We start from the raw sequence: 24,506 nt of genomic DNA on the forward strand, positions 1-24,506 counted from the left end.
GCTTCGTAGCCTGCGCGGATGCCCGGCCGGATCGGACCGGCGGCCAGCCACGGACCATCGAGACGGGCATCCGCCAGCGCGTCCCGCGCGCCCCGGCATGTCGCCCTGATGTGACGCTCGACGGCTTCGGCCGCCGGGACATGGCCGCCGCGTTCGCGGGCAAGGCTGCCGCGCAGCCGGGCAAGCACGTCGCGCCTAATGCAGCACGAGATCGATAGGCGGCCACGATCGGCGAGCACCATGCCGCCGTAGCCGCCGGGAAAAGTGAGCAGCGGCATCAGATCGGGCGGCAGCGCCGACCCGGTGAAATGTGCCTTGAACCCGAGCAGGTCCGAGGAGCGGCTTTGCTTCCCGAGCTGGCTCGGCAGCGGCCCCGGCTCCCACGAACCGTGTGCAGCGACGATTACCGATGCCCGCAGGGTCATCCCCTCCTCGCCGGGACTGCCGCTTGTAGCCTGGATCCGCACCGCCTGGCGGTCGCCATCCCTTTCGATGGCGACGGCACGGCAGGGCTGGAACACTTCCACGCCAGCCGAGCGGGCCGCGTCGAGCAGCAGCGTGTCCAGTATGTCGCGGCCAAGCGCGCGGCCGAAGCCGTTTCTTGCCGCGGGTCCGGATCGCGCGCCCGGCATCGGCGCCTCGATGCTGGCATTGCCGGAAAAGAGGCCGACCCGGCGTATTTCCGGACCGGCCTCGCCGCGCCAAGCATCGCCGATACCCAGCCGGTCAAGGAGCGCGAGGTTGCTTGCCGAGATGTATTCGCCGCATACCTTGCGGCGCGGAAACGCGCTCTTCTCCACGATCGCGACAGCCCATCCGCGCCGGGCGAGCGCCAGCGCCGCCGACGTGCCCGCCGGGCCGGCGCCGATGATGATCGCATCGTGGGTGGATGCGCGCTTCACGGCTTATCCCTGGGCGCATCCCCGACCTGGATCGCCGAGGCCCCGACAAAGACATGCGAGAAAGGCCCTGCGCGCCGTTCCTCGAGCGGGTTGCCGCCGGCGGCAGCCCAAAGATCGGAAAGCTCGTGGCCGCGAAAGCCGGCGCGGACGCTTTCAACCGCATCATGTCGCGTGACGTCGTTGACGCCAATTGCCGGCAGAATCCGGGCCGCGACCAGTGCAAAGCCCGCCCGCAGCGGTTCCGTCGCCAGGATGAGCGGCGCCTTGGGCCGCAATAGCGAGAACAGGCGAAGCAGTGCAGCATCGTTGAAATGATGCAGGAACAGGTTGACCGTGATCGCGTCGAAGGCCCTGCCATCCGCCCTCTCCGCCCAATCGAAGACATCTGCGGTGATGGTTTCGATCGTCCATCCCAGCCCGGCGAAATCCGCCGCGAGCTTCGGCGTGGCGAGGCCGATGCGATCGAGCATCGTCAGCTCCACCTGGCGCCAATCGCGTGCCATGCGCCTCGCCACCTTGAGCATGAAGGTGCCGTCACCGGCGCCGATCTCCAGGATGCGGCCCGGCGGCCTCGCCAAAAATTTCCGCATGAGCGAGGCCATGATCGGCGCCTGGAACATCAGCGCGTTGATGCGGGCGAGATCGCGGCGCGAGCGGATTGCCCGCGCATCGTCGGCCGCGAGCCCGTCCAGGATTTCCGGAACGAGGCTGCGTTCAGCGAGCGCACTCATGAAACGGTCCTGAACAGCATGGTCTCGGCCGTCAGCCCGGGCCCGAACGACATGCCGCAGCCGAGCAGCCCGCCCGGCTTCTTCAGCATCTTCTCCATCACGAACATGACGGTTGGCGACGACATGTTGCCATATTGGCGAAGCACCTCGCGCGAGGGCTCGAGCGCGGCGGGCTCGAGTTCAAACGCCCTTTCGACGGCGTCGACAATGCTGCGGCCGCCGGGATGCACAGCCCAGAGGTCGATCGCTTCCGGCGCCCGGCCTGCGAGGATCGCGTCCCGGTTGCTGCGCAGGGCTTCCTGGACAGCGGCCGGCACCTTGCCGGAAAGAACCATGTCGAAACCTTGGTCGCGGATATCCCAGGTCATCAGCTCGCGCTGCTCGTTCACGACGGCGCAGCGGAAGGAGTCGAGCTCGATGCCGGGCGGCTCGGCGGTGACGATGCTCGCCGCGCAGCCGTCGCCCCAGAGGCAGAAGCACAGCAGCTTTTCCAGTTCGGTGGTTTCCCTGATGTGCAGTGTGCAGATCTCGATATTGACCAGCAGTACCCTTGCCCCCGGATCGGAGCGTACGATGTGACGTGCAAGCTTGAGGCCGTTGACCGCAGCGTAGCAGCCCATGAAACCGATCATTGTGCGTTCCACGCCGTCCGCAAGGCCGCAGCGCTGAACCAGGTCGAGGTCGATGCCGGGCGCGGAGAAACCGGTGCAGGTGGTGACGATGAGGTGTGTGATGCGCGAAGCCTCGTTGCCGAGATGCAGCCCGTCGACGCCCTTTTGTGCCAGCGTGGGTGCGGCCTCTGCGAACATAGCCATTCTGGCGGCCGTCCCGGGAAATGCCCCGCGCTTGAAGATCCCGCCGAGATCGACCGACGGCCCTTCGGGATCGAGAGCCGGGGCAAAGCAGGAGAAGCGGTGGTCAATGCCGGCAAGCCCGGCCATGCGTTCGAATAGTTTCCTGCGGTCGCTGCAGAGCATGGAGGCCGCGTAGCGCAGGTAGAACTGGTGGACTTCATGCTCCGGAATCGCCGTCGCGATCCGGTTGATGTAGGCGTTAGCGGACATGTACTGTCTCCCTGGGCCTCGGCGCGGTGCGCGCTGTTGCCGGAGGGGTTCCTTGCTCATGAGCGCGCTTTGGCAGGCGCCAAGCGCTGACTGTTGCCTGTTCGATAAACGTTTCGGAAAACCGGTTTCTTCCCTGGCGTGCAACCCCGAAACTAAAAGATTTGAAAGGGATGATAGGCAAAATCAAAGTGTTACGCGCCCTAGCAGCAGGCAAGGATTTCGGGTCGATCACTTGCTGCCCTGCACCGTTCCGCGCACGATCAAGGCTCCCTGATCGCGCTCTGAATATCTGAAGCCGATAAAGAACAAGGCGATGATGATGAGGCCGACCGCCAGCACGATGGCGAGGGTCCTTCCCGGGTTTTCGGCAGGCGGCCTATCTAGCATCGTGGTTCGCCTCGCATATAAACCTGGCGAGGGCGGGAAGGGTTCCCAGGCGGGTAGAACGCTCGCCCGGTCCGACATTGACGGTATCGGCAAGGAAGCGGGAAGCGCACCCCAGCGGGCGAATAGCGACTGACCGGCGATAGCTGCAAATTGCATCAATCGAATTGTGAGAAAATTAATCAGCGCTTTCTAATATTGTTGGTCACCCGGCAACGAATTCCGGTAACGGACCTATGACCAAGAACCTCGGCAACGCCAAGCCCAACGCCCCTGCGGGCGAGATAAGATCCTCGCCATTCGGCAGGATAGCGCCGGCGCTGTTCCCGCTGGCAGTCGTGGCGCTGGGCTACCTCGTGGGCAAGCAGTTCTTCGGTTTCTGATGCTGGGCAAATGTTCTGTGGAGGCGGGCCGGAGCCTCGCGCGGGCCGGTGGTCGTATTCGGCCGTTTGCGCCCCTCCCACTGCTTTGGTCCTAGGGCCTAGGTCGTTCTTGCCCTTGCATTAGTACAAGCGCATGTTCGAAGTAGCCGGCAGGCTCGCAAACTCCGGTCAGGCCCGGCCGCCGAACCCAAAACACCCCCCCAGGCTGCCGGGCCGCCGGCGCGCCTCGCAAGCAAAGACCTCCAATCCGCAACCAGCGCTACTGCCGTGGCGAACCTGCACGCGCTCACAATCGCTCTAAAGCGCTCGAGAGGCGTATCGTTGCGCGGACCGGGCGCCGCATCGAAGTCGAATTCTACCTAGGGTGTCCCTCAAGCTTTCAGTGTCTGGATTTTATCCATTTTGAACGGCTCTTACCGGAAATCTGTATTTTCGACATCAAGTGTGCTCGTGCCTTGCAACTATTCTGCTGCTGAGGATAATAAGCGGTTGCTTGCGGCGACCCTTCGTGCGTTAAATCGTATTGCTTTTCGAGGATGCAATTCTTAGGGCGACGAGCTGGAGCTGCACATGGTGGCAGGCGAACCAGACAGTGTCCGCGTAAAATTCATCAACGGCCAATGGCTGGTGCGCGTCGTCGAAGGCGGCCGGCTGGCCCATCAGCTGTTCAACATCCACGCGGAAGCCGAAGCCTTCGCCGAGGAGGAACGCCACCGGCTGGGCCTGCCGGGCGAGCCGCCGGCCGCGGAGCCGGTCGAGCCAAAGCGGCGCCGCGGGCGCAGACACTGAGCGCCCGATATCCTCAATTTCGTGTGGCTTGCCATCGCCTCACCGGCAACCAGTTTGCGCTCCGCGGAAAATGCGGGAACAATCGGCGGGATGGGGAAGTGCTGCCGATGTGCAATCTTTACAACATCACCACCAGCCAGGAAGCGATCCGCCAGTGGACGCGAGCGCTGCGCGACATTTCGGGCAATCTCGAACCTTCGGTCGACATCTATCCGAACCAGCCGGCGCCGGTGGTGCGCAATGCCACCGACGGCAGCCGCGAGCTCGCCCGGCTGCGCTGGGGCATGCCGACGCCGCAAGAACGCGTGCGCGGCAATGCCGATCCGGGCACGACCAACATCCGCAACCCCCAATATGCCCACTGGCTACCTTATCTCGGCGTCGAGAACCGCTGCCTGGTGCCGGTGACGAGCTTTGCCGAACCCTCGCCAAAGCCCGGCGACAAGGATGCTGAAACCGGCGTGCAGAAGAATTTCTGGTTCGCGCTCGGCGAGGACCGCCCGCTGTTCTTCTTCGCCGGGCTGTGGACGCCCTGGCATGGCGTGCGCAAGGTGAAGGAAGGTCCGGGCGACCACGAGCTCTACGGCTTCCTGACGACCAGGCCGAACGCGTTGATCGAGCCGATCCACGAGAAGGCGATGCCGGTGATCCTGACCACTCAGGAGGAGACCGAGCTGTGGCTGACAGCGCCGTGGTCGGAGGCGAAGACGCTGCAGCGGCCGGCGCCGGACGACGCGCTGGTGATCGTGGACAAGCCGGCGACGCAGATCAAGTTTCCGGCGGAACCGCCGGCGCAGGGGTCGTTGTTTTAGCTCCTCGCCTTCTGCAGCACCCAGATATAACCCTTGGGCGGGTGATCCTGGTCGATGAACTGGGTCTTGACCTCAGTGTCCTTGCCGCCGCAGCGCTTGCAGCGGAAGCGGATGGTTTCGAGCGGCTTGTTCCAGCCGACCACCTTGGCCACGTCGTTCGCCTTGAAGCGGCTGGCGTGGTAGCAGTGGCGGCATTCGACTATGAGCAGCATGTTGGCCTTGACCGCCCGGCCGACGAAGCCGCGGAAACGGATGCCGGATGTGAAGTGAGCTGTGGTGGCGGCTAGTTCACGCGCCAGAGGAAATAAGGCCAGTCCGGCGTGTCGAAGGGCAAGGGGGTCCAGCGCGGCGACTGCATCGCCCGGTCGCTGACCACTAGGCCACCCGGTGCCATCAACGCATCGATGAGCGCCGCCAGCCAGCCGGCCTGGCGGTGTCGCGGGCGCGGTCCTCACTGCCGAAATCGGCATGGGCCAAGGCTGCGGGCGCGCAGCCGGACAAGGCGGACAGCGTTTCGCGGAAATCGCCCAGCACAAGGTCGGCGCCGGCCGGCGCCGCATCAGCCGGGGCGTGCAGGTCGCGGTCGAAGGCGATGATCCGGCGGTCCGGGAACAGCTTGCGCAGATGGCTGTAGGTGCGGCCCTTGCCCAGGCCGATCTCCAGCACCGGGCCGGGCAAGTCCCGGGTCTCCTCCGCCGCCCGCTCCAGCGCCCGGCGCTGGGTGGTGAGGCGGGCGATCATGCGGTCGAGGCGGCTGTCCATGGGCGCTCCGGGCAGGCTCGATGGTGTCGAGGGCCGCCACTGTAGCTTCGGCCAGGGACACCGTCGATCCCGAACGCGGTAAAACCAGGTCTCAGAAATAGCTCGCGTGTTGAGTGACAGCTGCTATCCCCTCGCCTTCTGCAGCACCCAGATATAACCCTTGGGCGGGTGATCCTGGTCGATGAACTGGGTCTTGACCTCAGTGTCCTTGCGGCCGCAGCGCTTGCAGCGGAAGCGGATGGTTTCGAGCGGCTTGTTCCAGCCGACCACCTTGGCCACGTCGTTCGCCTTGAAGCGGCCGGCGTGGTAGCAGTGGCGGCATTCGACTACGAGCAGCATGTTGGCCTTGGCCGCCCGGCCGACGCTGTCCATGGGTCCGGCCATTTCTCATGTCCGGTCTGAATAATCCTCAGGCAGCGGCAGCAGGCCGAGCCAGGCGGCGCGGAAATCGAGGTCCCTGCCCGCCACCGCGCTCATCACCTCATGCAGCCTCTCCACCAACCCGTTGAGCCGCCAGTACATTTCGCCGTTGGTCTTGAGATTGAGCTGCGCCGCCAGCACGGTCTGGCGCAGTTCCAACGCATCGCGAATGATCGCCTCCGCGTCCGACCGGAACAATCTGTCATAGCGGCTTTTCCGTCTGCCCAACCCGGCTCTCCGTGATCCTGAGCAACCGCCCCATCTGCTGACAAAATAGGAACCCGTTCCTCGCTGAGTCAATTCGTCGTTGATAATTTTGTTCCCTTTTTGTTCACATGCTAGTGGAAACCTGCGGAGCACCCGAGATGGATCACATCGTCAGGCTCGACAGCGGCGAGGAAGCAGCGCTTCAGGCAATCGCCGAGCGGTTCATCGCCTGGCACAAGGGCGACCCGGTGAAGGCGCTGAAGGAGATGATCGTGTTCAACGGCCATCTCCAGCAACGGCTCGACGCGCTCCAGGCTTCAAGGCTTCGTCAACGAGACGCGTCGGGACGGCGCGGCTGAGGCATGCTGCCCCGTCAGGCGGCCCGCAGTCCTTCCTTCGGACGCAGGTTCTGGTTCATGCGGAACAGGTTCTGCGGATCGTAGCGCTGCTTGATCTCGAGCAACCGGCGATAATTGCCGCCATAGGCCGCTTCGACACGGTCGATCTCATCCTCCGGCATGAAGTTCACATAGGCCGTTCCGGCAGCATGAGGCTTTGATGCTTCATAGATGTCTCGAGCCCATTCGATGCAGGCCTTGTCCATGGCCGGTTCGCGCCAGCGGGCGTGAACGTTCATGACGAAATGCGAGCTCCGCTGCGGAAACGCCGTCGCATCCGCCGGGACGCGGCCAGCGACGCCGCCGACATGGCCGAAGAATATCTCGCATTCGGGACCCGGAAGCCTGGATATCGCGGTCGTGGTGATCTCGATCGCGCTGTCGGAAAGCTCGGTGAAGTCATGGCTCTTCCAATAGTTGCGGGCGCCAGGCGCGAGCAGCGGATCGAAGGCCTGCTGCCAGCCCGTGAACGGATTGGGACCGACGACGTCGGCCATCGGCGTGCCGATGGCGCGGAGCTTTTGCGTCGCCTTTTCGCCAGCCTCGATATCGCCGCAATAGCACATGGCCAGCACCAGCACTTCCTTGCCGTGCCATTCGGCCGGCAGGAAGGGCAGCGGCGGCGCCTGCCGCATGACCACCCAGCAGGTCAGTTCGTCGGGAGCGGTTTCGAGCGCGGCGCGGTATTCCCGAAGCACCTTCCCGGCATCGGCGAAGGGATGGACCACAAGGCCCGACAGCACTTGCGGCCCGAACCGGTGAAGTTTGAACTCGAACCCCGTGACGACGCCGAAATTGCCGCCGCCGCCGCGCAGCGCCCAGAACAGGTCCGCGTTCTCGGTCTCGCTGGCGCGCAGCAGCTTGCCGTGCGCGGTTACCACGTCGGCGGAAACGAGATTGTCGATGGTCAGCCCGTATTTGCGGGTGATCCACCCGAAGCCGCCGCCCAGCGTTAGGCCGGCGATGCCGGTGGTCGAGTTGATGCCGGTCGGCAGCGCCAGCCCGAAGGCCTGCGTTTCGCGGTCGACATCGACAAGCGTGGCGCCGGGTCCGACCCAGGCGCGCCGCGCCGCGACATCGACCCGCACAGACTTCATCATGGAGAGATCGATGACGAGGCCGCCCTCGCAGATGGCGCTGCCGGCAATGTTATGACCGCCGCCGCGCACGGAGACGAGAAGTCCGTTCTCACGGGCGAAATTCACCGCGGCAACGACATCGGAGGCGCCGACGCAGCACGCGATCAGCCCGGGCCGCCGGTCGATCATGTCATTCCAGATGCTGCGCGCGCCGTCGTAGCCGGCGTCACCCTCCCGCAGAACCGTGCCGCGTATTTGCGTCGAAAGCGTTTCCAGGGCGGCGGCGTCGACCGTGGTCTTGCCGCCCTCAAGGGCAGTGAAGCTCATGGCATTCATGAATTCCTCCCGTTCTTGTTGATGAGCCCCCTCCGCCCGAATTTTAGTGTGCGCTCATGTTCGGCATCCCGCAAGTTATCGCGGGCAGCGAGCCGGCCGTGCGGGCCTTGCTCGACAAACGATTGGCAAGAACGGCACGCGCGTTGCCAGCAATCTTGACGGGCAGGAATAACAGGCTTTCAATCAAGAGAGATTAGCGCTGCGGATATAGGGGAACGCCGCATGAAACGCATGTTGTTTGCCTGTTCGATATCGTCTGTGCTGCTATTGTCAGCGAACCGGGCGTTTGCGTTCAATTTCGGCTTCGTCAGAGTGCCGGACTGGATGGATCCTTATATCGGCATGCTCGTTGCCGTCACCTTCTTCTTCTGGCTCGGACTGGCGGCGACAAAGCCGAGCGGCGTGCCGTTCAAGCAGGTGCGCTATGTCGAGATTTCGCCCATAGCGAATTTCTTCTACCTCGGCATGGCCCTCTTCTTCACCATCATGATGATTATGCTGTTCGCCGGCATGGGCCTGAGGCGATACGCTGAGTGGACCGGCGCAGCGTAGAGCGGGAGCGAAACGGGACAGATCGACGCTCTTTCGCGCCCCCTTCTGTCCTGCTGGAGATCTCCCCCTCAAGGGCCCTCAAGGGGGAGATTGGCAGCTTCGGCGCCGTGCTCCTATGCCTTCACCCGCTTCAGCGCCTGCGCCATGCAGTGAATGCCGCCGCCGGTCTTGGAGATCTCACTCATGTCGACGGCCGCCACCTCGAAGCCACGTGCCTTCAGCTTTTCAATCAGCGTCTTGCTCGAGGTCGGCGCGATCACCCTGTCCTTGCCGAGCGACATGAAGTTGCAGCCGAGCGCCATCGTATCCTGGAAGGGCACGTCGATGATCTCGTGGCCCTTGCCCTTCAGCCAGTCGACGATGCCGGGCTCGGTGCAGGCAAGGCAGACGGCGGTGAGCTTTTCGGCGATCGGCACCACCATCAGGTCTATGTGCACGTAGTATTCGTCGATGAAGGCGATGCGCGTCTCCCAGCCTTCCTTGTCGAACCAGGCCTGCACCTGGCGCGCGCCCTCCTCCTGCGTGCGGGCGCCGCCGCAGCCGATCAGCACCACGCCTTCCTCGATGACGTTGAAGTCGCCGCCCTCGAAGGTGCCGGCGGTCACCATGTCGTAGATCGGGATGCCGAGCTTCTCATAGGTGCGGATGGCGGCGTAGTTCTCGCCGCGCCGCCACCAGTTGGCCATGGCGGTTATGAACGCGCCGTAGGGCGTCATGACGCTGGAGTCGCGCGAATAGACCTGCATCGGCAGTTCCGGCGTCGGCTCGTGCCAGTGGATGGTGACGCCGAAATGCTCGTAAGCGGCGACGAGGTCCTTGTGCTGCGCCTGGGCGATCTGGATGTTGCAGGGCGCCTCGCGCAGATGCTTTCTGGACAGCGAACTGGTCGAAAGATGGCGAAGGAAATTGGGCGAGCCGAGCAGCACGTCGGTCAGAACGTCGGTCTCGTTGGCGAAGCCCCAGGCAGTGAGCGGCTTGGTGCCGCCATTGGGATTGCGGCGCTGCAGCGAGAACGGCTCAGCGACGATGCGGTCATGGACGGTCATGGTGTTCTCCTCGGGGTCGGTCTGCTTGAGATCATTGGCTGCTCGGTATCCACCAGTCGCGCCCGCGCCCGGTGGTGACATATTCCGGCCAGCGGAAGTTTATCGGCGGCTCGTAGTCACAAAGCGGCGCGATCCAGTTCGAGCCGCCGGCGCCGCCGCCGGTTCGCTTGACGAATTCGTCCATGGCCGCATCGCGCGCTGCCTTGTCTTCCAGTAGGCGAAGCGCGGTGAGCGCGACGGTCTTGGAGGCGCAGGTCACCATCGGGTCGATGGTGGCCGCAATGCCGCCCAACGCGTTCATCACCCAAGCGGGATAGGCGTGACCGTTGGCCGAGCGCAGCGCCGGGCGGGCGACGTAGAAGCGCGATGTCGGCGCGTGCCAGCTCATGTCGGTATAGTCGTCCGAGGTCGAGTTCACCTGCGAGGGCGGCAGGTCGCGCCGCAAGATCGCCTCGGCCTCCTGCGGCGTGATAAGGCGCTCCAGCTCGTCGATGAACGGATTCTCGGTCGCCTCGCCGCCAGCATTGACCTGGACCTCGCGGGCGATCGCCCTCGCCTCTTCGTTCCACTGTGGCGGACCGACGGTCGAGAGCGCTTCATAGGTGATGCCGGCCATGGCGTGGTTGGCCAGTCCCGGGCGCGACTTCGACACCCAGTGGCGTTCGTAGCGGGAGCCGCTCATCCTGGCGGCGGCTTCCGCGTTTCGGTCGAGCACGGCGGTCACCTGCTCGGCCATGGCGATGGTCGGCACGCGGATCATATACTGGATCTCGGCAAGACCCGCCGGCAGATTGTCGGCGGTCGCCTGGCCCGCGGTCAGGATCGCTTCGCTGATCGACCAGCCGCCCTGGTGGGTCAGCATGGAATCGCGCAGCGCCTTGGAAGCCATGTACATCATCATCAGCGCGTCGTTGGCACCTGGCGCCCTGACCGCGGAATGCGCCTGCGGGATCGGGGCGCCATCGCTTGCGCGACCCCAGTTCTGAGGCTCGTCGCAAATGAAGCGGTAGATCATCGAATACGCCGCGCCGCAATGCGTGTCCCAGCGCGCGGTGTTGCAGAGCGGCAGCATATAGAAGGGATGAAAGGAGATCATGCCGGCAAGGCCGTCATAATAGCCCTTGGCGGCATGGATCGGCTTCGAGCCCCTCACCTTCTCTGCCGGCTCGCCAGTGAAGCGCAGCGTGCCTTGAATGCCATGCTGCTGCATCGCGGCCTTGGCGGCGAGCAGCCCGCCGAGGCTGCCAATGCCGAGGCCCGAGTGCGGATCGGTATGGCCACCCGCCTCGACGCTGAGCCCCGCCCGCGGTTGCTTGACCGTCACGGCATCCTGGCAGTTGCCGGGCACCGCGTCGTATTCGGCATACATGCCGATCGTCGGTCCTTCGCCATTCGTCCAATGCGCGCAGAAGGCGGTCGGCATGCCGCCCGAGCCCTCTTCCACCGAAAAGCCCTCACGCTTCAGCCGGTCGACATACCAGGCTGCGGACTGGTACTCGCGCCAGGCGGTCTCGCCGAGGTCGAAGATGGTGCGCGTCCAGGCCGACAAGAGCGGCTGGATGCCGTCGATGCAGGCCAGTGCCGTTTCCTGCGCTGATGTCGTCACCGGTTTCTCCATGCCGCAAAGAAAGCAGTGAAGCGGCTCTTCAAAAAGTGATATGTTTTCCCGGCTCGTGCAAATTCGGTTCACCTGAGGCCTCTTGCGCATACCTTCCACGCAGGCGCTTCGCGCCCTCGACAGTTTTGCTCGTCACGGCAGCGTGTGGCGCGCGGCCGATGAACTCCACCTCACCCGCAGCGCCGTCTCGCATCAGCTGAGGCTGCTCGAACGCGACCTCGGCTTCGATCTCTTGCAGCGCATCGGCAAGGGCGTGGCGCTGACGCCGCGCGGCCAGCGCTACGCCGCCGATGTCAGGAAGGCGCTGACCGTGCTCGGCGACGCGGGGACGCAGAACAGCGGCGCCGGCGTCGGCGGCTCCTTCGGTATCTCCTGTCCGCCGGGCTTCGCCTCGATGTTCCTATGCACCCATATCGGCGAGTTCCAGCAGATGTATCCGGACGTCGCGCTCTCGGTGCTGACGCCGCGGCGGCTCGACGATGTCAGCAATCCGGAGGCCGACGCCTTCATCGCCTTCGGCGTCGGCAACTGGCCGAACCGCGCGGTGGAGCTGCTTTGCGAGGTCTCCTTCACGCCGCTCTGCAGCCCGACGTTGCTCAACAAGGTGGGCGGCTTTTCCAAGCCCGCCGACGTCCTGCGCGCCAACCTGCTGCATCTCAGCGATACCGAGGACTGGGCGCGCTGGCTGGCGCTGTCCAAGGTGGAAAATCCCGACACCGAAGGCGGCATCTTCTTTTCCGACATGAACCTCGTCTTCTCGGCGGCAATCGCCGGCCAGGGCATCGCCATGGGAGACGAGCTGACCGGCCGCCGGGCGCTGAGCGAGGGCAGGCTGGTCAAGCCGTTCGAAGCGACGGTGCCCTCGCCGCGCTCCTACTATCTGGTCTTCGAGCATGCCAAGGCGGGCCACCCGGTACTCAATGCCTTCAGCGACTGGCTGCGGGCGAAGCTTTTGGAAAGCAGGCTGGCGAAGTATTGAAGGCGGGGACGCCGGCACGCCTTAGGATGTCCCTCGGAGTGCCAACCGTCCGGTCGTCATCCCCGGGCTTGACCCGAGGATCCATTCCGTGGCGATCGCGAAAGGCACGCTTGATCAGAATTCTGCACCGTTGCAGCTCCCAGAGGTCACGGCATGGCAACAAGGTCTGTGCGCGTCGCTTCGCTCCTTGCTCCGCCCTGAAATGGCGACGGCATGAACGCCTTCGCCAATCGCGAAGGTTGGCGAGCCCGCCGAACGCCCAAGTTTGGGAGACGCTCCCGCCACCTGCCCATCCGTGAATCAAATTTGCCGAACAGACGAAAACTATTCGGTTGCGGTGAACGCGCGCCGTGCATACGATTTGAAACAAGCGTGAGGACGAAGGCAGGATGCAGCAACCCGGCCGGGCCGCAGAGATCAAGGCGAACGGGATAGGCAAGAGCTTCGGCTCGTTCCGGGCGCTGGACAATCTCACGCTCGATATCGGCCGCGGCGAGTTCCTGACGCTGCTTGGGCCATCCGGTTCCGGCAAAACCACCTTCCTGATGATCTTGGCCGGCTTCGTGCAGCCGAGCGAGGGCAGGCTTTTCAGCGACGGCACCGACATTACCGACCGGCCGGCCGAACAGCGCGCCGCCGGCATGGTATTCCAGGGCTATGCTTTGTTCCCGCATATGAGCGTGGAACAGAACATCGCCTTTCCGCTCAAGGTGCGCAAGAAGTCCGCTTCCGAGATCAAAAGCCGTGTCGGCGAGATGATCGAGCGCGTCGGTCTCAAAGGCCACGAGAAGAAATTGCCGGCGCAGCTTTCCGGCGGCCAGCAGCAGCGCGTGGCGCTCGCCCGCGCCCTGGTGTTCGAGCCGGGCGTGCTGCTTCTCGACGAGCCGTTCTCGGCGCTGGACAAGAGCCTGCGCGGCCAGATGCAGGCCGAGATGAAGCGGCTGCACCAGGAGACCGGCACCACCTTTGTCTTCGTCACTCACGACCAGAGCGAGGCGCTGGCGCTTTCCTCGCGCGTCGCCATTTTCAATCACGGCAAGCTCTTGCAGGTCGGCAGGCCGGACGAGGTCTACGACCGGCCGGCCAGCCGCTTCGTCGCCGAGTTCCTGGGCGAGATCAACATGCTGCCCGTGAAGGGCGTCAAGCCCGCCGATAATGGCGCCACCGGTGTCTGCGAGGACCGGGCGGTCAACATGCGCTGCAAAGCAGAAAAGGTCCGCGGCGACGCTATCCTGGCAATCCGGCCGGAACACATGTCGATCGCGCCGGAGGCAGCGGCCGGCGAAAACGGCATCGCCGCCACTGCTGTCGCTTCGACCTATCTGGGTGCGGCGACCAAGCTCGACCTGACCACGCGCCAGGGTGCGAAGGTCACCGTCTCGGTGCCGAACGAGGTGGCCGCGGCGGCGTTGAGCAAGGGCAATTCCGTCTGGCTGACCTGGCCGGCGGAAAAGGGCTTCCTCCTGCCGGACGGAGGACAATGAGCGCCGAAGCGGCGTGAATTCGCCGCGTCGGTTTCCGGATCAGATCAATTAAAACAAGGGGAACTGACATGAACGAGACCAAGAAACAGACCATCGACTCCCTCGCAGAGAGGGCAAAACGCGGCGAGATCTCGCGCCGGCAATTCGCGCAGCTTGCAGGCCTCGTGCTCGCCGGCACGCCGCTGCTGCTGCGCTCGACCCATGCTCAGGCCGAGACCAAGGGGCTGGTGCTGGTGAATTGGGGCGGCGATGCCATCACCGCTTACGACGCCGCCTACGGCCAGGCCTTCACCAAGGATACCGGCATCCCGGTGAAAATGGACGGCTCGGGCCCGACCGAGGGCGCGATCGCCGCGCAGTTCAAGAGCGGCGCGCCGACCTGGGACCTGGTCGACGTCGATCCGTTCTCGGCCATTACGCTGGGCGGCCAGGGCATGCTCGAGCCGATCGACTACAAGATCGTCGACAAGAGCAAGATGCGGCCGGGCTTCGGTTGGGAGTTTGCCGCGTCGACCTATTTCTTCTCCTACGTGATCGCCTACGACTCGCAGAAGTTCGGCTCCAATGCGCCGACCGGCATGGCCGACTTTTTCGACGTGAAGAAATTCCCGGGCAAGCGCTCGCTCTACAAATGGGGCGTGTCGAGCTGGGAAGCCGCCCTGCTCGCCGACGGCGTGGCGCCCGCCTCGCTCTACCCGCTCGACCTCAAGCGCGCGCATGACAAGATCGCCGCCTTCAAGGAAAACGTCGTCTCCTATTGGGGCGGTGGCGCCGAAAGCCAGAGCGTGTTGCTCAACGGCGAGGCTTCGATGGCGATCGTCTGGTCGACGCGCGCCTCGCTGATCGAGCAGGACTCGGGCGGCCAGATCAAGTTCATCTGGGACCAGGGCCTGATCTCGCCCGGCGCGCTCGCGGTTCTGAAAAACAATCCCGGCGGGAAGGAAGCTGCGATGAAGTTCATCGCCAGCACGCAGGATCCGCAGAAGGAACTGGTGATGTTCGACAAGCTCGGCCAGGGTCCGGCCAACCCGGCCGCCGACGCGCTGATCCCGGCCGACAAGAAGCGCATCAACCCGGTCGATCCGGAAAACATGAAGAAGCAGATCCCGCTCGACATGGAGTGGTACGCCAAGAACTACGGCGCGGCGCTCGACGAATACACCAAGATCATCTCGGCTTGACCGGGCGGAGATGCTGAACTGACATGAGGGGCACCCTCTCCGACAGGACGGGCGCGGCGCTGTTGATGGCGCCGCTGCTCCTGTTCCTCGTCCTTGCCTATGCCTGGCCTTTCCTCGGCGTGGTGAAGTGGAGTTTCACCCTGCCGACGCCCGGGCTCGGCCAATATGGCGCGCTGGCCAGTGATCCGCTGGTGCAGTCGGTATTCGTCCGCACGTTGCGCATCGCGGCGATCGTCACGATTGTTTCCGTCACCGCCGCCTATGCGATCACGGTCGTCTGGGTGCGCGGCAGCCCGGTGCAGCGCGTGCTTGCCGAATTCTGCATCCTGGTGCCGTTCTGGATCTCGGTGCTGACGCGCGCCTTCGGCTGGGTGGCGCTGTTGTCCAACCGCGGGCTCATCAACACCTGGCTGCAATCGATCGGCTTCATCTCCGAGCCGCTGACGCTCGTGCGCAACGAGTTCGGCGTCATCGTCGGCATGTCGCATTTCCTCATCCCCTTCGCGGTGTTTCCGCTGGCTTCGGCCATGCGCAGCCTCGACGAGCGCGTGCTGCTCGCGGCGCGCGGGCTTGGCTCCAGCCGCATGCGCACCTTCTGGACGGTGTTCGTGCCGATGACGCGCTCGGGCATTATCGGCTCGGCGATGATCACTTTCGTCTTCTCGCTGGGTTTCTTCGTCACGCCGGCGATCCTCGGCGGCGGCCGCAGCGTGATGATCGCCGAACTCATCTATCTTCGCATCTTCCAGAGCCCGGACTGGGGGCTGGGCGCGGCAATCAGCGTCGTGCTGGTGGTGTTCGTCGGCGCGCTGATGGCGCTCTTGTTCCGCTACGTCAAACCGAAGCAATTGGTGTAGCAAGATGCCCACCTACCGCCCCGGTCCCGTCTCGCTCATCCTCGCCGTCCTGGTGGCGCTGTTTCTGCTTATGCCATTGCTCGCCGTCATCCCGGTGTCGCTGACGCCGAGCCGCATGTTGACCATGCCGACCGGCGAACTGTCGCTGCGCCACTACCGTTCGCTGATCGAGGATCCGCGCTGGCTGGAGTCCATCCTGCTCTCGATCCGCATCGGTGTGGTCAGCAGCGCGATTTCCACGGCGCTCGCGCTCACCTTCAGTCTCGGCGTGTGGATGTTCCAGCCGCGCTTCACCGCCGCCCTGGTCGGCTTCGTGCTTTTGCCGATGGTGGTGCCGCCGGTGGTCTCGGCGGTGACCCTGTATTTCCTGCTCACCTCGGTCTCCGGCATCTCGTCCTTCTTCGGTTACGACACCTGGCTGGGTGTCGCGATGGCGCATTCGGTGATGACGGTGCCCTTCGCCACCGTTCTGATCCTGGTCTCGCTCAGCCAGCTCGATCGGCGCATCGACCTCGCCGCACGAGGCCTGGGCGCCAGTGTGTGGGAGCGCGCGACGCGCATCATCATGCCCAACATCAAGTTCGGCATCGTCACCGCGGCGCTCCTCTCCTTCGTGCTCTCCTGGGAAGAGATCGGCGTGACGCTGTTCATCACCTCGGTGAACGCCATCACGCTGCCGCGCCTGATGTGGATGGGACTGCGCGACAACATCGATCCGGCGATCGCTGCCCTTTCGGTGATCCTGATCATCATCACCGTGCTGGTGCTCGCCGTGCGCAGCATGATTGCGCGCCGGCAAGCCGCACCGTAAATCCGCGGCTTTGTCCCCAAAACGAAAGAGGCCCGCCGGGAGCGACGAGCCTCTGACGGTGCCAAAGTGGAAGTCTGGCCCGTGGTGATCCGGGGGTGTGGATCGCGCAAAAGTCTAGCCACCCGAAGTCCGGCGCGCGATTTACAAATCCGTAAACTTCGGCCCGCCTGGAGCGGTCGGCGGCGGCAGAAAAGTGCTATAATATCATCGGCTTGTGAGCATCCGCGACCGCGCCGGCGCAGCATCCTTCAATCAAAAGTGATGGGAAGAGCGCGAGAAGTCGAGCCCGATCGGCGACGACGGCCAGCCCGTGACGACATGACGAAATCCGGCCGCTACCGGTTTCCCCGGCAGCAGCATTCTGGCCAGGATCGCGTCCCGGCGAATGAAGTGATCATAAAGTGCCGCCAGGGCAGGTATGCCGGCCGGCGCATTGCCATCCTGTTTGCATCGCGCCCTCAGAGGGCGCGCCGCGCAGGCGAAGCAGGCGAAGGCTGCTCGCCCTCGCCTGCGGTCGGAGCCGTTCAAGCGGCCTGCGGCGGCCGCATTCTTTCGACAAGAGCCTGCCGGGCCGGGCCGGCGAGCGGCCTGTCCATGGTCAGCAGCCCGTCGAGCAGAACGAGGAGCTCGCGCGCCGCGGACGACTTGCAGGAATAATAGACCATCTGGCGGTCGCGGCGGGTGTCGACCAGGCCAAACCTGCGCAGTTTGGCCAGATGCTGGGAGAGTGCGGACTGGCTGAGTTCAACCTTGTCGGCGAGCGCGCCGACAGACAATTCGCCCTCGGCCAGGTAGTTCATAATGAGCAAACGCTTCTCGTTGCCCATTACCGCAAGAAAGGCTGCCGCGCTTTCTGCGTTGGCGGTAAGTTTCTTGGTCACCATCGGTTTCCCCATGTTCATGCTCTTCCGAGGCCACGGGGGCAATGGCTTCGGAATTCCAGAGCATTTGATGGGCCTGCTCCGACACGCAGTCGGAACCTGCCCTGCTTCTTTGTTCGACCAAAACCCTCCGTAACCCGGTTGCCACCACGTCGGGATCTTGGTCTCGGACAGCCTGCGCCGCGTTGTTGCGCGGCGCAAGTTGGCGCAGACTCGGAATAATTCCGCGCCGCTAATGAGTATCAGCGCTTCGTCCGTTCAGCAAGATAGCGAAGCTGGCCCCATCTCCGGCATGCCGTCGAGCACACAACGAGACGAAAACCTGACCGGCCGGGGGCCGCGAAAGACGCACGTTGTCGCCGTTTCCTTGAGGACTCACCCCGTTTCCGAACCCGTGCTAATATTTGGCCGGGGAGCAAGGGGGACATGAGCTGGAGGAAGAAGCCCGTGTCCAACATGTCGCGAAACACATTCACGCCCGCCGAGACGGCGCTGTTGGGGCGTGTCTTCGAGAGCGGCCGCATCGATGGAGAAACCGAAGAGCAGAAGGAGGCGCGAGCCTCCCGCATCATCGCCAATTACATGGCCGGCATCACCGATGAGACGGAACTCATCGAACTGTCCCGCAAGCCGCTCGGAAGATAGGCGTCAGCCACGCCCGCTACCGGCGCGCTGCTCACATCCTGTTGAAATATCGGGATGAAACTTGCCGCGCGGTGGCGCGTTTATCATCCGCTCACAACGCATTAGGGGTTTCGCGATGATCCAGGGATGGTTTTCCAGGCCGGTCGAAGTCGCCGTCGGCGTGGCAGGCTCGATCCGACACATTTCCAACGCCCAGCAGGCTGTGGAACTGCTGACGGGCCAATGGCGCGGCGCCGGCAGCGCGCAGCATGGCGCGGCGCTGCGCGCCTGCCGCCGGGCAATGAGCGGCGACGTTCCGGCCGACAACGCCAGGGAAGCCTTCATCAGCGCCGCGCGCGAAGCGCATGTGCTGGTCGAATAGTTCCAAGGCGGCATCCTGTCTTCTGCAGAAGAGCGACCGATGCGCGAATTGACCGGACGCTTCCGCGCCGGCCGAAACCGCTGCCTGACGCGTTCATCCGCCTGTCGGCTCCGATCTCGCCGCGGACGACAGCGGGGCCAGTGACGTTGTCACACGTTTTTTGACGGCGCGCCGGCGCAATGAATCCGCTGCGTGAGCCAGCTCCGGCCGCCCATCGCTAATCTCTAAAATTGTCCGGAACCTCATCGGCAGTTTTCGGTTAATGCGCGGGTCCGCCGATCATCCGGGGGCCCGCATCCCAACAGGCGCCTGCCGGCGCCGTTGCTTATCAAAAGACCAACATACGAACGGAGCATGTGATGAACGACGTCTGGTTTTCCGAGCCGGTCGTGATCGATTTCGAACCAAGCGGACATCGCAAGGTCTCAAGCTGCTTCGAGGCAGTCGAATGCCTCGACCTGCGCTGGCCAAGGCGGGCGCGCGACCGCGCCTGGCGGTCGGCAAGCCGCGTCTGCCGCGACGCGCTCGACGGCTTGAGAAGTCCTACCGAAGCCCGCAAAACCCTGCGCAAGGCAGCGAAGGCCGCCGGCCTGCTGGCCGAAGCCGTGTCGCGATCCCGTGCGGAAAATCCGCCACCCGGACTTGCTCCCGGCGGCCCGTAAGCCAGAAACTTCGGAACATTGCAGCCGCCGACCTGTTACTTCCCCGTAGTCTCCTGACTACACGGGTTCCAGACCCAAGCCGAGCCCGTTCCGGCTTCCCATCGCCGGGGCGGGCTTGATTTTGTGCGGTATCGGTTGCGGCATCCCGGCGAGTGAGAGCAGCGACCGACGCATACTTTTCAGCACGCCGTTGCGGACATCCTGACGGGGATACATGAAAACGCCGGCCGCTGGACTTTCGGGGGCGCCTGTTGTTCAGGCTGTGCCATTTCAACGAGCCGGCCGCCGGCGCTCAATGCAAAGAGAGAGTCATGGTGAACGGGCGGCTAATATCCACAGGATGCGGCCGATTTGGAAAGAAGATCAGCCAAACCCGCCGAGCACCTCCGGGAATTGTACGGCCATCGCGCCCTCTTCCGCCTGCCTTGCGTAGATCTGGTGCATTTTCGCCCCGTCGTAGCGCGCGCGGCGGCGATGCACGTCGTTACCGAAGAGACCACCGACGGCATCGAAGCGCCGGAGGAAGCGTTTCGTTATCCCGCGCTCGAACGGCAGCCGCTGCCGGAAGGGCTTATTCCAAGGCGTATCCTCTGCCAGATCGCGCCAGATCTTGAGGGCTTCAAGCTCGACTCCAATCTGGCTGCCCCAAGGCTTGCCGCCCGCGAAATGCCGTGCATAGGCCTGAGAAAACCGATAATCCCGGGCGCCATTCGACATCAGATTCCAGTTCGGGTGCATCGTCTGCCATTTGCCCTCGAAGGCGACATTAAGCGCGTTCTGGTCGTTCATTTGTCGATGGATCGCGGTCCGGCGCGTCCGTTCCAGGAGGCCTTCCAGGCGCACCGCATCCATGTCGAAGACCACCACGCCGGAATTGAAGTATGGCGCGCCCGGCTGCATCCTGAAGGTTCTGCGATACGACGGCCGGAAGTACATGTAGTCGTCGTGCGCCGCCAGCAGCGGCGCGTCGAGCTCCTGGCAGGCCAGGTCGTTGATGTCACGATTGAACAGGACATCACAATCGGTGTAGGCGATCCGACCATAACCGTCGAATTGCGGTAGCAGGTCCGCGAACAGGCGGACATAGGCGGCGATGCTGTAGGTACCGAAGCGGAAGCCAACGCGTTCCATGAAGTCGGACACGTCGAGCAACGCTACTCTGTCGCCAAGCAACCGCCTCGCGACTTGGATATCGCTCTCATCAGCCTTCACGTGGAGAATGAAGCCATCGATTGGCGCGGAAACATCCAGTATCCGGCGCGTTGCCAGGCATGCATAGGGAAAATACTTGCTATCCGCGGCCAAGAAGTAGCATGGGCGCTGCAAGCCTACCTCCGTAATATCGAGCTTCGTACCAAGGGTCTTTCAAAATCGACCGTGAATATCCAGCTGAGCCGCCGAATGTTTATCCCAGCCGCACTACACTGAGGCGATGCCTGCCACAAAATGCCTGCCGATGAAAGCCTCGATGGGACCGGTGAGCGCGCCGGCTTCCTTTTTGATCTTTTCGTCGTCCCATTCCCACCACCGGATTGCCAGCAACTTCGAAATTACATCCTCAGAGAAACGATATCTGATCAGTCGGGCCGGAGAGCCCCCAACGATCGCATAAGGCGCCACGTCCTTGGTGACCACGGCCCCGGTGCCGACCACTGCGCCGTCGCCGATCGTCACACCTGGCAATATTATGGCGCCGTGACCAATCCAAACATCATTGCCAATCGTGACGCCGCTCGGTCTGCCGCCATTTCGGACGGGATCTGATTGCTTCAGCATCCGGCTGTGGATCGGAAATGTCGTGGCGCGATCGGTCAAATGCTGGCCGGAGCACATGAAAAGCACGTCACCCGCGATCGAGCAGAAAGCCCCGACCGTCAGTGGGGCCTCCTTCGAGGGAAAAAAGACCTTCCGTCGTGACAAGCCATAAGTGTGGCGTCCCACCGTCACGTGTTCCGGCAGCTTCGACCGAGCGTTCCTCAACCAGTTGGACAATACGGACATTCTGAAGCCCCGCCCTCCAGCACCATAGCGACATAGCCGCAGATGGGCCAAATCCACAAGCTCAGGAATTTCCCAAAGTCGGGCGAGTGGTCTTCAGTTTGAGACCAGATTGCCGAAGACTTTGATCGCCGCATTTTTTCCTCTGTTGGTGTTGTGTTTGCGCTGGATTGGGGCCGCGAGTGTTGATAGTGGAGCGAACCGCCCTTTCAACTTAACAGAATGACGACTTGACTGAATGAATGATGTCTTTGGTTACATCGCCTATGGCGATAACGAGCTTTATCACCTCGGTGCGCTACTCAGCGCACTCAAGCTTTTTCACCATAGCCCGAAAGCCAGGATTATCGTGGCAACTGACAAGCCGGCATTCTTCCGTGGATACCCGCTTGAGACTATTCTTGTGAGCGCCGAGAAGAAGAAGGAGCTATCCTTCGATTGGCGCTATCATTTCGGGATCAAGGCTGGGGGCCTTATCGAGCTTTTGAAGCGCGCTGACCGATTGCTTTTCATGGACACGGATATGTACCCGGTCGGAGACCTGTCCCGAGCCTTCGGGGCTATTAGGCCCGGCCATTCAATCATGCGTCTTTGCGAGGGGCCGCATGCGTGGTGCCCGCGGCTGGAGGGCAAAGGTGTTCGGGTCGGCGACCATGTTGTGACCGGCCATGAACCGATGTGGAATAGTGGCGTCCTTGGCGTGCACCGCGACAACCTTCCTGCCTTGCTCGATGCCTATCTTCCGATGCTCGCCGTTCACGAGATCGCCAAGATAGATGCTGCTGAGCAGTTCTGCATTGGCATCGCCTTATCCCAAGATGGCCGAACCGTCAGTCCGCATCGCCTGAAAATCAGGAACTACAACACGCGGGGCAAAAAGCTGTTCGCCGGGCAGCGTGTTCGTCAATTCTTCAGTCTCTACGGCGACGCGACAATTGCCCAGCAAATCGCAAAAGCCGCTCGATATCGTCTTTGGCGAACTCCCGTAGACCTATGGCACCAGCGACGCATGTGGTCCGCTTGATCTTGGTTCCCACGCAGGGTGCGATCAAGCACGTGCCCGCCGCCTCTGCCATCCGTGAGAACGACCAAGATGAAACTCGCCTTGTTGGCGAGTTGGAGCTTTTCAAAGCAATAGCAGCTAAGTGGTTGAAATTAATGGCGATCCCGGCAGGATTCGAACCTGCGACCATCGGCTTAGAAGGCCGGTGCTCTATCCAGCTGAGCTACGGGACCGCTGGCCGGCCGGAGCCGGCTGATGCGACTATGCGGATGGATCTAAAAGGATGATCCGCTCCGATTTTGTTACGCAATTCCGGACGGAAAACCGCTGAGGACTTTTGCTCGGATTGCTCAATGCGTCCAGGGCGTCCTGCGGTCATAGCGGAAATTGTCCGAATAGGAAATCTGCCGGCGCTTCGGCTCCTTCGGCTCCTCGACACGATAGGCAATGCCCTCCTTCTCGGCATAGGCGACCGCCTCTTCCCTGGTATCGAAGGTGAGCCGCACCTGGCTCAGCATATCGCCGGACGAGGTGTAACCCATCAGCGGGTCGATCTTCTTGCGCTGGGCTGGATCGAATTCCAGCACCCAGTGGCCGGTCTTGGCCTTGCCGGACTGCATCGCGGTTTTGGCTGGGCTGAAAATGCGCGCGGACATGGCCACCTCTTTGCCGCCCGAAGACCGGGCAATCATTTAGCGCGCGCCAAAAGGCCGAATGGGAGCCTTAGGCCACGCGCCAGCCCGTCAATACTGTGCAACGGCGCCGGCGGCAAGGCCATACGCAGCCACGGCTTGGCCAGCGGAGGTCGGAACCTCGCGCCAGCCCGGACATTAACCGAAAAGAGAGGCGAACAGCACAGCCGCTTCGGCCAAAGGTCCAAGGTTGCGGGGCCTTCGTTATGTCCGCCTCGCGTCGCCATGCCCTCAACAAGCCTGGACAGTCCGCCATGACCATGACAACCGAACATCCCGTCCTGCAGCTGGCCGTGCTTGTCGGCAGTCTGCGGGCCCAATCCTACAGCCGCAAGATCGCCAAGGCGCTGGCGGCCCGCGCACCGGATTCGCTGCGCTGCCGCTTCATCGAGATCGGCGAGCTGCCTTTGTATAATCAGGATCTCGAGGGCGAGACGCCGCCTGCCGCCTGGTCGGCGTTCCGCGCCGCCATCGGGGAATGCGACGCGGTGCTGTTCGTCACGCCGGAATACAACCGTTCGATCCCGGGCTGCCTGAAGAACGCCCTCGACGTCGGCTCACGCCCCTCTGGCAAGAGCGTCTTCAAAGGCCTGCCCGCCGGCGTCGTCAGCGTGAGCCCAGGCAAGATCGGCGCCTTCGGTTCCAACCAGGCGCTCAGGCAGAGCTTTGTCTTCCTTGACATGCCGGTGATGCAGCAGCCGGAGGCCTATATCGGAAATGTCGCCGAGTTGCTCGACGACAGCGGCGCGATTAAGAACAGCGACACGGCCGCCCTCCTGAAAGGTTTCATCGAGGCGCTGGAGACGTGGATCAGAACCGTGCGGCCGGGCGGCTCGTCCTTCGACGCCTTCATGAAGCACCGCGAGAAGATCGCCGAGGATTATGTCAACGGCAATGCTACATCGCTAAAGGCAATCGTGACGCATAGCGAGCCGGCCACCTTCTTTTCGCCGCGCGGCGACCATCTCGAAGGCGCCGATGCCGTTGCCGGCCGATACGAGCGCGACGCCGCCAGCTTCCACCAAGGCGGCAGCACCGACATCGAGGTGCTGCAGGCCTCCGCGAGCGGCGATCTCGCCTTCTGGACTGGACTGCAGCATGCGAAGGCGCGCATGGGCAAGAACGGACAGCCGGCCGAGATGACCTTGCGGGTGACGGAAGTGTTCCGGCTGGAGGACGGCGCGTTCAAGCTTGTGCATCGCCACGCCGACCCCGCCAACGGATAATCTCCCTATCCGCGACACAATGCCGGGCTCTTTGCAACCACGGCCTATTCCCATTGCCTCGTCAGCGGCATATGTCGGATACATGGCCGTGGCACGTGAGAGCCATGACGACGATAAAGACAAGAATGGGCATGGAAGCGGAAATCTCGTCGGATTGGACCGGCGAGCCGGCGATCCTCGAAGGCGCGATCGTGATCGGCGCCGGCGCGGCCGGATTGGCGGCGGCCTACGCCCTGATCGAGG

General features: G+C 63.4%; 30 protein-coding genes and 1 tRNA gene. 15 read left to right on the plus strand and 16 right to left on the minus strand.

All coding sequences use genetic code 11. The features are described from left to right. The 4 genes from EOA49_RS17955 to EOA49_RS32705 all read right to left on the minus strand — a co-directional run. Positions 1-902 (minus strand): FAD-dependent oxidoreductase (locus EOA49_RS17955; protein WP_164749243.1); only part of this gene is annotated, 902 nt, incomplete at its 3' end. Beyond that, positions 899-1,633 carry a methyltransferase domain-containing protein gene (locus EOA49_RS17960; RefSeq protein ID WP_067330713.1) on the minus strand — a complete coding sequence of 245 codons (735 nt, stop codon included), beginning with the start codon at positions 1,631-1,633 and terminating at the stop codon, positions 899-901. The genes EOA49_RS17960 and EOA49_RS17955, both read right to left, overlap by 4 nt. After that, on the minus strand, positions 1,630-2,697 hold the full coding sequence (locus EOA49_RS17965) for a type III polyketide synthase (RefSeq protein ID WP_127241636.1): 1,068 nt from the start codon (positions 2,695-2,697) through the stop codon (positions 1,630-1,632). Before EOA49_RS17965 ends, EOA49_RS17960 begins: the two co-directional genes overlap by 4 nt. A 228-nt stretch (positions 2,698-2,925) precedes the next feature. Then, the gene (locus EOA49_RS32705; protein WP_164746923.1) at positions 2,926-3,084 is read right to left on the minus strand and encodes a hypothetical protein; all 159 of its coding nucleotides are present in this window, start codon (positions 3,082-3,084) and stop codon (positions 2,926-2,928) included. Positions 3,085-3,317: 233 nt separating this feature from the next. Between EOA49_RS32705 and EOA49_RS32710 the strand changes: the two genes are divergently transcribed. The 3 genes from EOA49_RS32710 (at position 3,318) to EOA49_RS17975 (ending at position 5,065) form a co-directional block, all read left to right on the plus strand. After that, a complete protein-coding gene (locus EOA49_RS32710; protein ID WP_082954140.1) occupies positions 3,318-3,464 on the plus strand; it encodes a hypothetical protein in 147 nt (48 codons plus the stop codon). Between the two features lie 570 nt (positions 3,465-4,034). Beyond that, a complete protein-coding gene (locus EOA49_RS17970) occupies positions 4,035-4,253 on the plus strand; it encodes a hypothetical protein (RefSeq protein WP_095783325.1) in 219 nt (72 codons plus the stop codon). 107 nt (positions 4,254-4,360) lie between these two features. Beyond that, positions 4,361-5,065: an SOS response-associated peptidase gene (locus EOA49_RS17975; protein ID WP_127241635.1), complete on the plus strand. Its 705-nt coding sequence runs from the start codon at positions 4,361-4,363 to the stop codon at positions 5,063-5,065. Here the strand turns inward: EOA49_RS17975 and EOA49_RS17980 are convergent. From EOA49_RS17980 to EOA49_RS17995, 4 genes are all read right to left on the minus strand, one after another. Continuing rightward, positions 5,062-5,277, minus strand: coding sequence for a hypothetical protein (locus EOA49_RS17980; RefSeq protein ID WP_127241634.1), 216 nt, complete (start codon positions 5,275-5,277; stop codon positions 5,062-5,064). The two genes, EOA49_RS17975 and EOA49_RS17980, sit on opposite strands and share 4 nt — an antisense overlap. Before the next feature lie 181 nt (positions 5,278-5,458). Then, positions 5,459-5,827: a class I SAM-dependent methyltransferase gene (locus EOA49_RS17985; protein WP_206517813.1), complete on the minus strand. Its 369-nt coding sequence runs from the start codon at positions 5,825-5,827 to the stop codon at positions 5,459-5,461. Positions 5,828-5,950: 123 nt separating this feature from the next. After that, a complete protein-coding gene (locus EOA49_RS17990; RefSeq protein WP_127215613.1) occupies positions 5,951-6,211 on the minus strand; it encodes a hypothetical protein in 261 nt (86 codons plus the stop codon). Between the two features lie 3 nt (positions 6,212-6,214). Further along, positions 6,215-6,475: a hypothetical protein gene (locus EOA49_RS17995; protein ID WP_127215614.1), complete on the minus strand. Its 261-nt coding sequence runs from the start codon at positions 6,473-6,475 to the stop codon at positions 6,215-6,217. A gap of 137 nt (positions 6,476-6,612) precedes the next feature. Here EOA49_RS17995 and EOA49_RS18000 point away from each other — a divergent pair, with 137 nt between their 5' ends. Then, positions 6,613-6,813: a hypothetical protein gene (locus tag EOA49_RS18000; protein WP_127215615.1), complete on the plus strand. Its 201-nt coding sequence runs from the start codon at positions 6,613-6,615 to the stop codon at positions 6,811-6,813. 14 nt (positions 6,814-6,827) lie between these two features. Here the strand turns inward: EOA49_RS18000 and EOA49_RS18005 are convergent, their stop codons facing one another. Continuing rightward, positions 6,828-8,267, minus strand: coding sequence for an FAD-binding oxidoreductase (locus EOA49_RS18005; RefSeq protein WP_127215616.1), 1,440 nt, complete (start codon positions 8,265-8,267; stop codon positions 6,828-6,830). Between the two features lie 222 nt (positions 8,268-8,489). Between EOA49_RS18005 and EOA49_RS18010 the strand changes: the two genes are divergently transcribed. Continuing rightward, positions 8,490-8,819 (plus strand): hypothetical protein, encoded by a 330-nt coding sequence (locus tag EOA49_RS18010; protein ID WP_127240585.1) that lies wholly within the window; start codon positions 8,490-8,492, stop codon positions 8,817-8,819. A gap of 113 nt (positions 8,820-8,932) precedes the next feature. Here EOA49_RS18010 and EOA49_RS18015 read toward each other — a convergent pair whose 3' ends face one another. Both EOA49_RS18015 and EOA49_RS18020 read right to left on the minus strand, forming a co-directional pair. Next, complete coding sequence (locus EOA49_RS18015; RefSeq protein ID WP_067330684.1) at positions 8,933-9,865, minus strand: dimethylarginine dimethylaminohydrolase family protein; 933 nt, start codon at positions 9,863-9,865, stop codon at positions 8,933-8,935. A 31-nt stretch (positions 9,866-9,896) separates the two neighbouring features. Then, positions 9,897-11,483: an amidohydrolase gene (locus EOA49_RS18020; RefSeq protein ID WP_164746764.1), complete on the minus strand. Its 1,587-nt coding sequence runs from the start codon at positions 11,481-11,483 to the stop codon at positions 9,897-9,899. A gap of 82 nt (positions 11,484-11,565) precedes the next feature. Between EOA49_RS18020 and EOA49_RS18025 the strand changes: the two genes are divergently transcribed. The 5 genes from EOA49_RS18025 (at position 11,566) to EOA49_RS18045 (ending at position 16,795) form a co-directional block, all read left to right on the plus strand. Then, positions 11,566-12,462, plus strand: coding sequence for a LysR substrate-binding domain-containing protein (locus EOA49_RS18025; RefSeq protein WP_066999260.1), 897 nt, complete (start codon positions 11,566-11,568; stop codon positions 12,460-12,462). A 389-nt stretch (positions 12,463-12,851) separates the two neighbouring features. Continuing rightward, on the plus strand, positions 12,852-13,946 hold the full coding sequence (locus EOA49_RS18030) for an ABC transporter ATP-binding protein (RefSeq protein WP_095801538.1): 1,095 nt from the start codon (positions 12,852-12,854) through the stop codon (positions 13,944-13,946). Positions 13,947-14,014: 68 nt separating this feature from the next. After that, positions 14,015-15,127 (plus strand): ABC transporter substrate-binding protein, encoded by a 1,113-nt coding sequence (locus EOA49_RS18035; protein ID WP_127240586.1) that lies wholly within the window; start codon positions 14,015-14,017, stop codon positions 15,125-15,127. 23 nt (positions 15,128-15,150) lie between these two features. Beyond that, positions 15,151-15,984 carry an ABC transporter permease gene (locus tag EOA49_RS18040; RefSeq protein WP_127240587.1) on the plus strand — a complete coding sequence of 278 codons (834 nt, stop codon included), beginning with the start codon at positions 15,151-15,153 and terminating at the stop codon, positions 15,982-15,984. A 4-nt stretch (positions 15,985-15,988) separates the two neighbouring features. Beyond that, a complete protein-coding gene (locus EOA49_RS18045; protein WP_127240588.1) occupies positions 15,989-16,795 on the plus strand; it encodes an ABC transporter permease in 807 nt (268 codons plus the stop codon). 524 nt (positions 16,796-17,319) lie between these two features. Here EOA49_RS18045 and EOA49_RS18050 read toward each other — a convergent pair. After that, entirely contained in the window at positions 17,320-17,679 is a 360-nt protein-coding gene (locus EOA49_RS18050; protein ID WP_066999308.1) for a metalloregulator ArsR/SmtB family transcription factor, read from the minus strand. A gap of 423 nt (positions 17,680-18,102) precedes the next feature. Here EOA49_RS18050 and EOA49_RS18055 point away from each other — a divergent pair, with 423 nt between their 5' ends. The 3 genes from EOA49_RS18055 (at position 18,103) to EOA49_RS18065 (ending at position 19,344) form a co-directional block, all read left to right on the plus strand. After that, on the plus strand, positions 18,103-18,321 hold the full coding sequence (locus EOA49_RS18055; RefSeq protein WP_245299680.1) for a hypothetical protein: 219 nt from the start codon (positions 18,103-18,105) through the stop codon (positions 18,319-18,321). A gap of 115 nt (positions 18,322-18,436) precedes the next feature. Beyond that, the gene (locus tag EOA49_RS18060) at positions 18,437-18,682 is read left to right on the plus strand and encodes a DUF982 domain-containing protein (protein ID WP_127240589.1); all 246 of its coding nucleotides are present in this window, start codon (positions 18,437-18,439) and stop codon (positions 18,680-18,682) included. A 359-nt stretch (positions 18,683-19,041) separates the two neighbouring features. Then, positions 19,042-19,344 (plus strand): DUF982 domain-containing protein, encoded by a 303-nt coding sequence (locus tag EOA49_RS18065; RefSeq protein WP_127240590.1) that lies wholly within the window; start codon positions 19,042-19,044, stop codon positions 19,342-19,344. 363 nt (positions 19,345-19,707) lie between these two features. On the opposite strand, the gene EOA49_RS18070 is transcribed toward EOA49_RS18065, so the two are convergent. Together EOA49_RS18070 and EOA49_RS34120 are read right to left on the minus strand one after the other, a co-directional pair. Continuing rightward, the gene (locus EOA49_RS18070; protein WP_127240591.1) at positions 19,708-20,649 is read right to left on the minus strand and encodes a glycosyltransferase; all 942 of its coding nucleotides are present in this window, start codon (positions 20,647-20,649) and stop codon (positions 19,708-19,710) included. A 114-nt stretch (positions 20,650-20,763) separates the two neighbouring features. Next, positions 20,764-21,345: a CatB-related O-acetyltransferase gene (locus EOA49_RS34120; protein WP_127240592.1), complete on the minus strand. Its 582-nt coding sequence runs from the start codon at positions 21,343-21,345 to the stop codon at positions 20,764-20,766. A 235-nt stretch (positions 21,346-21,580) separates the two neighbouring features. On the opposite strand from EOA49_RS34120, the gene EOA49_RS18080 reads away from it, so the two are divergent. Further along, a complete protein-coding gene (locus EOA49_RS18080) occupies positions 21,581-22,366 on the plus strand; it encodes a hypothetical protein (protein WP_127240593.1) in 786 nt (261 codons plus the stop codon). A 135-nt stretch (positions 22,367-22,501) separates the two neighbouring features. Here the strand turns inward: EOA49_RS18080 and EOA49_RS18085 are convergent. Together EOA49_RS18085 and EOA49_RS18090 are read right to left on the minus strand one after the other, a co-directional pair. Continuing rightward, positions 22,502-22,578 (minus strand) — tRNA-Arg (locus tag EOA49_RS18085). Positions 22,579-22,695: 117 nt separating this feature from the next. Continuing rightward, positions 22,696-23,001: an ETC complex I subunit gene (locus EOA49_RS18090; RefSeq protein WP_127240594.1), complete on the minus strand. Its 306-nt coding sequence runs from the start codon at positions 22,999-23,001 to the stop codon at positions 22,696-22,698. Between the two features lie 290 nt (positions 23,002-23,291). Here EOA49_RS18090 and EOA49_RS33990 point away from each other — a divergent pair, with 290 nt between their 5' ends. Next, entirely contained in the window at positions 23,292-24,263 is a 972-nt protein-coding gene (locus tag EOA49_RS33990) for an NAD(P)H-dependent oxidoreductase (RefSeq protein ID WP_127240595.1), read from the plus strand. The last annotated feature ends 243 nt before the right edge of the window (positions 24,264-24,506 follow it).

Origin of the sequence: Mesorhizobium sp. M1A.F.Ca.IN.020.04.1.1 (genome assembly GCF_003997315.1) — a bacterium.
In the GTDB taxonomy this organism is placed as follows: Bacteria; Pseudomonadota; Alphaproteobacteria; order Rhizobiales; family Rhizobiaceae; genus Mesorhizobium.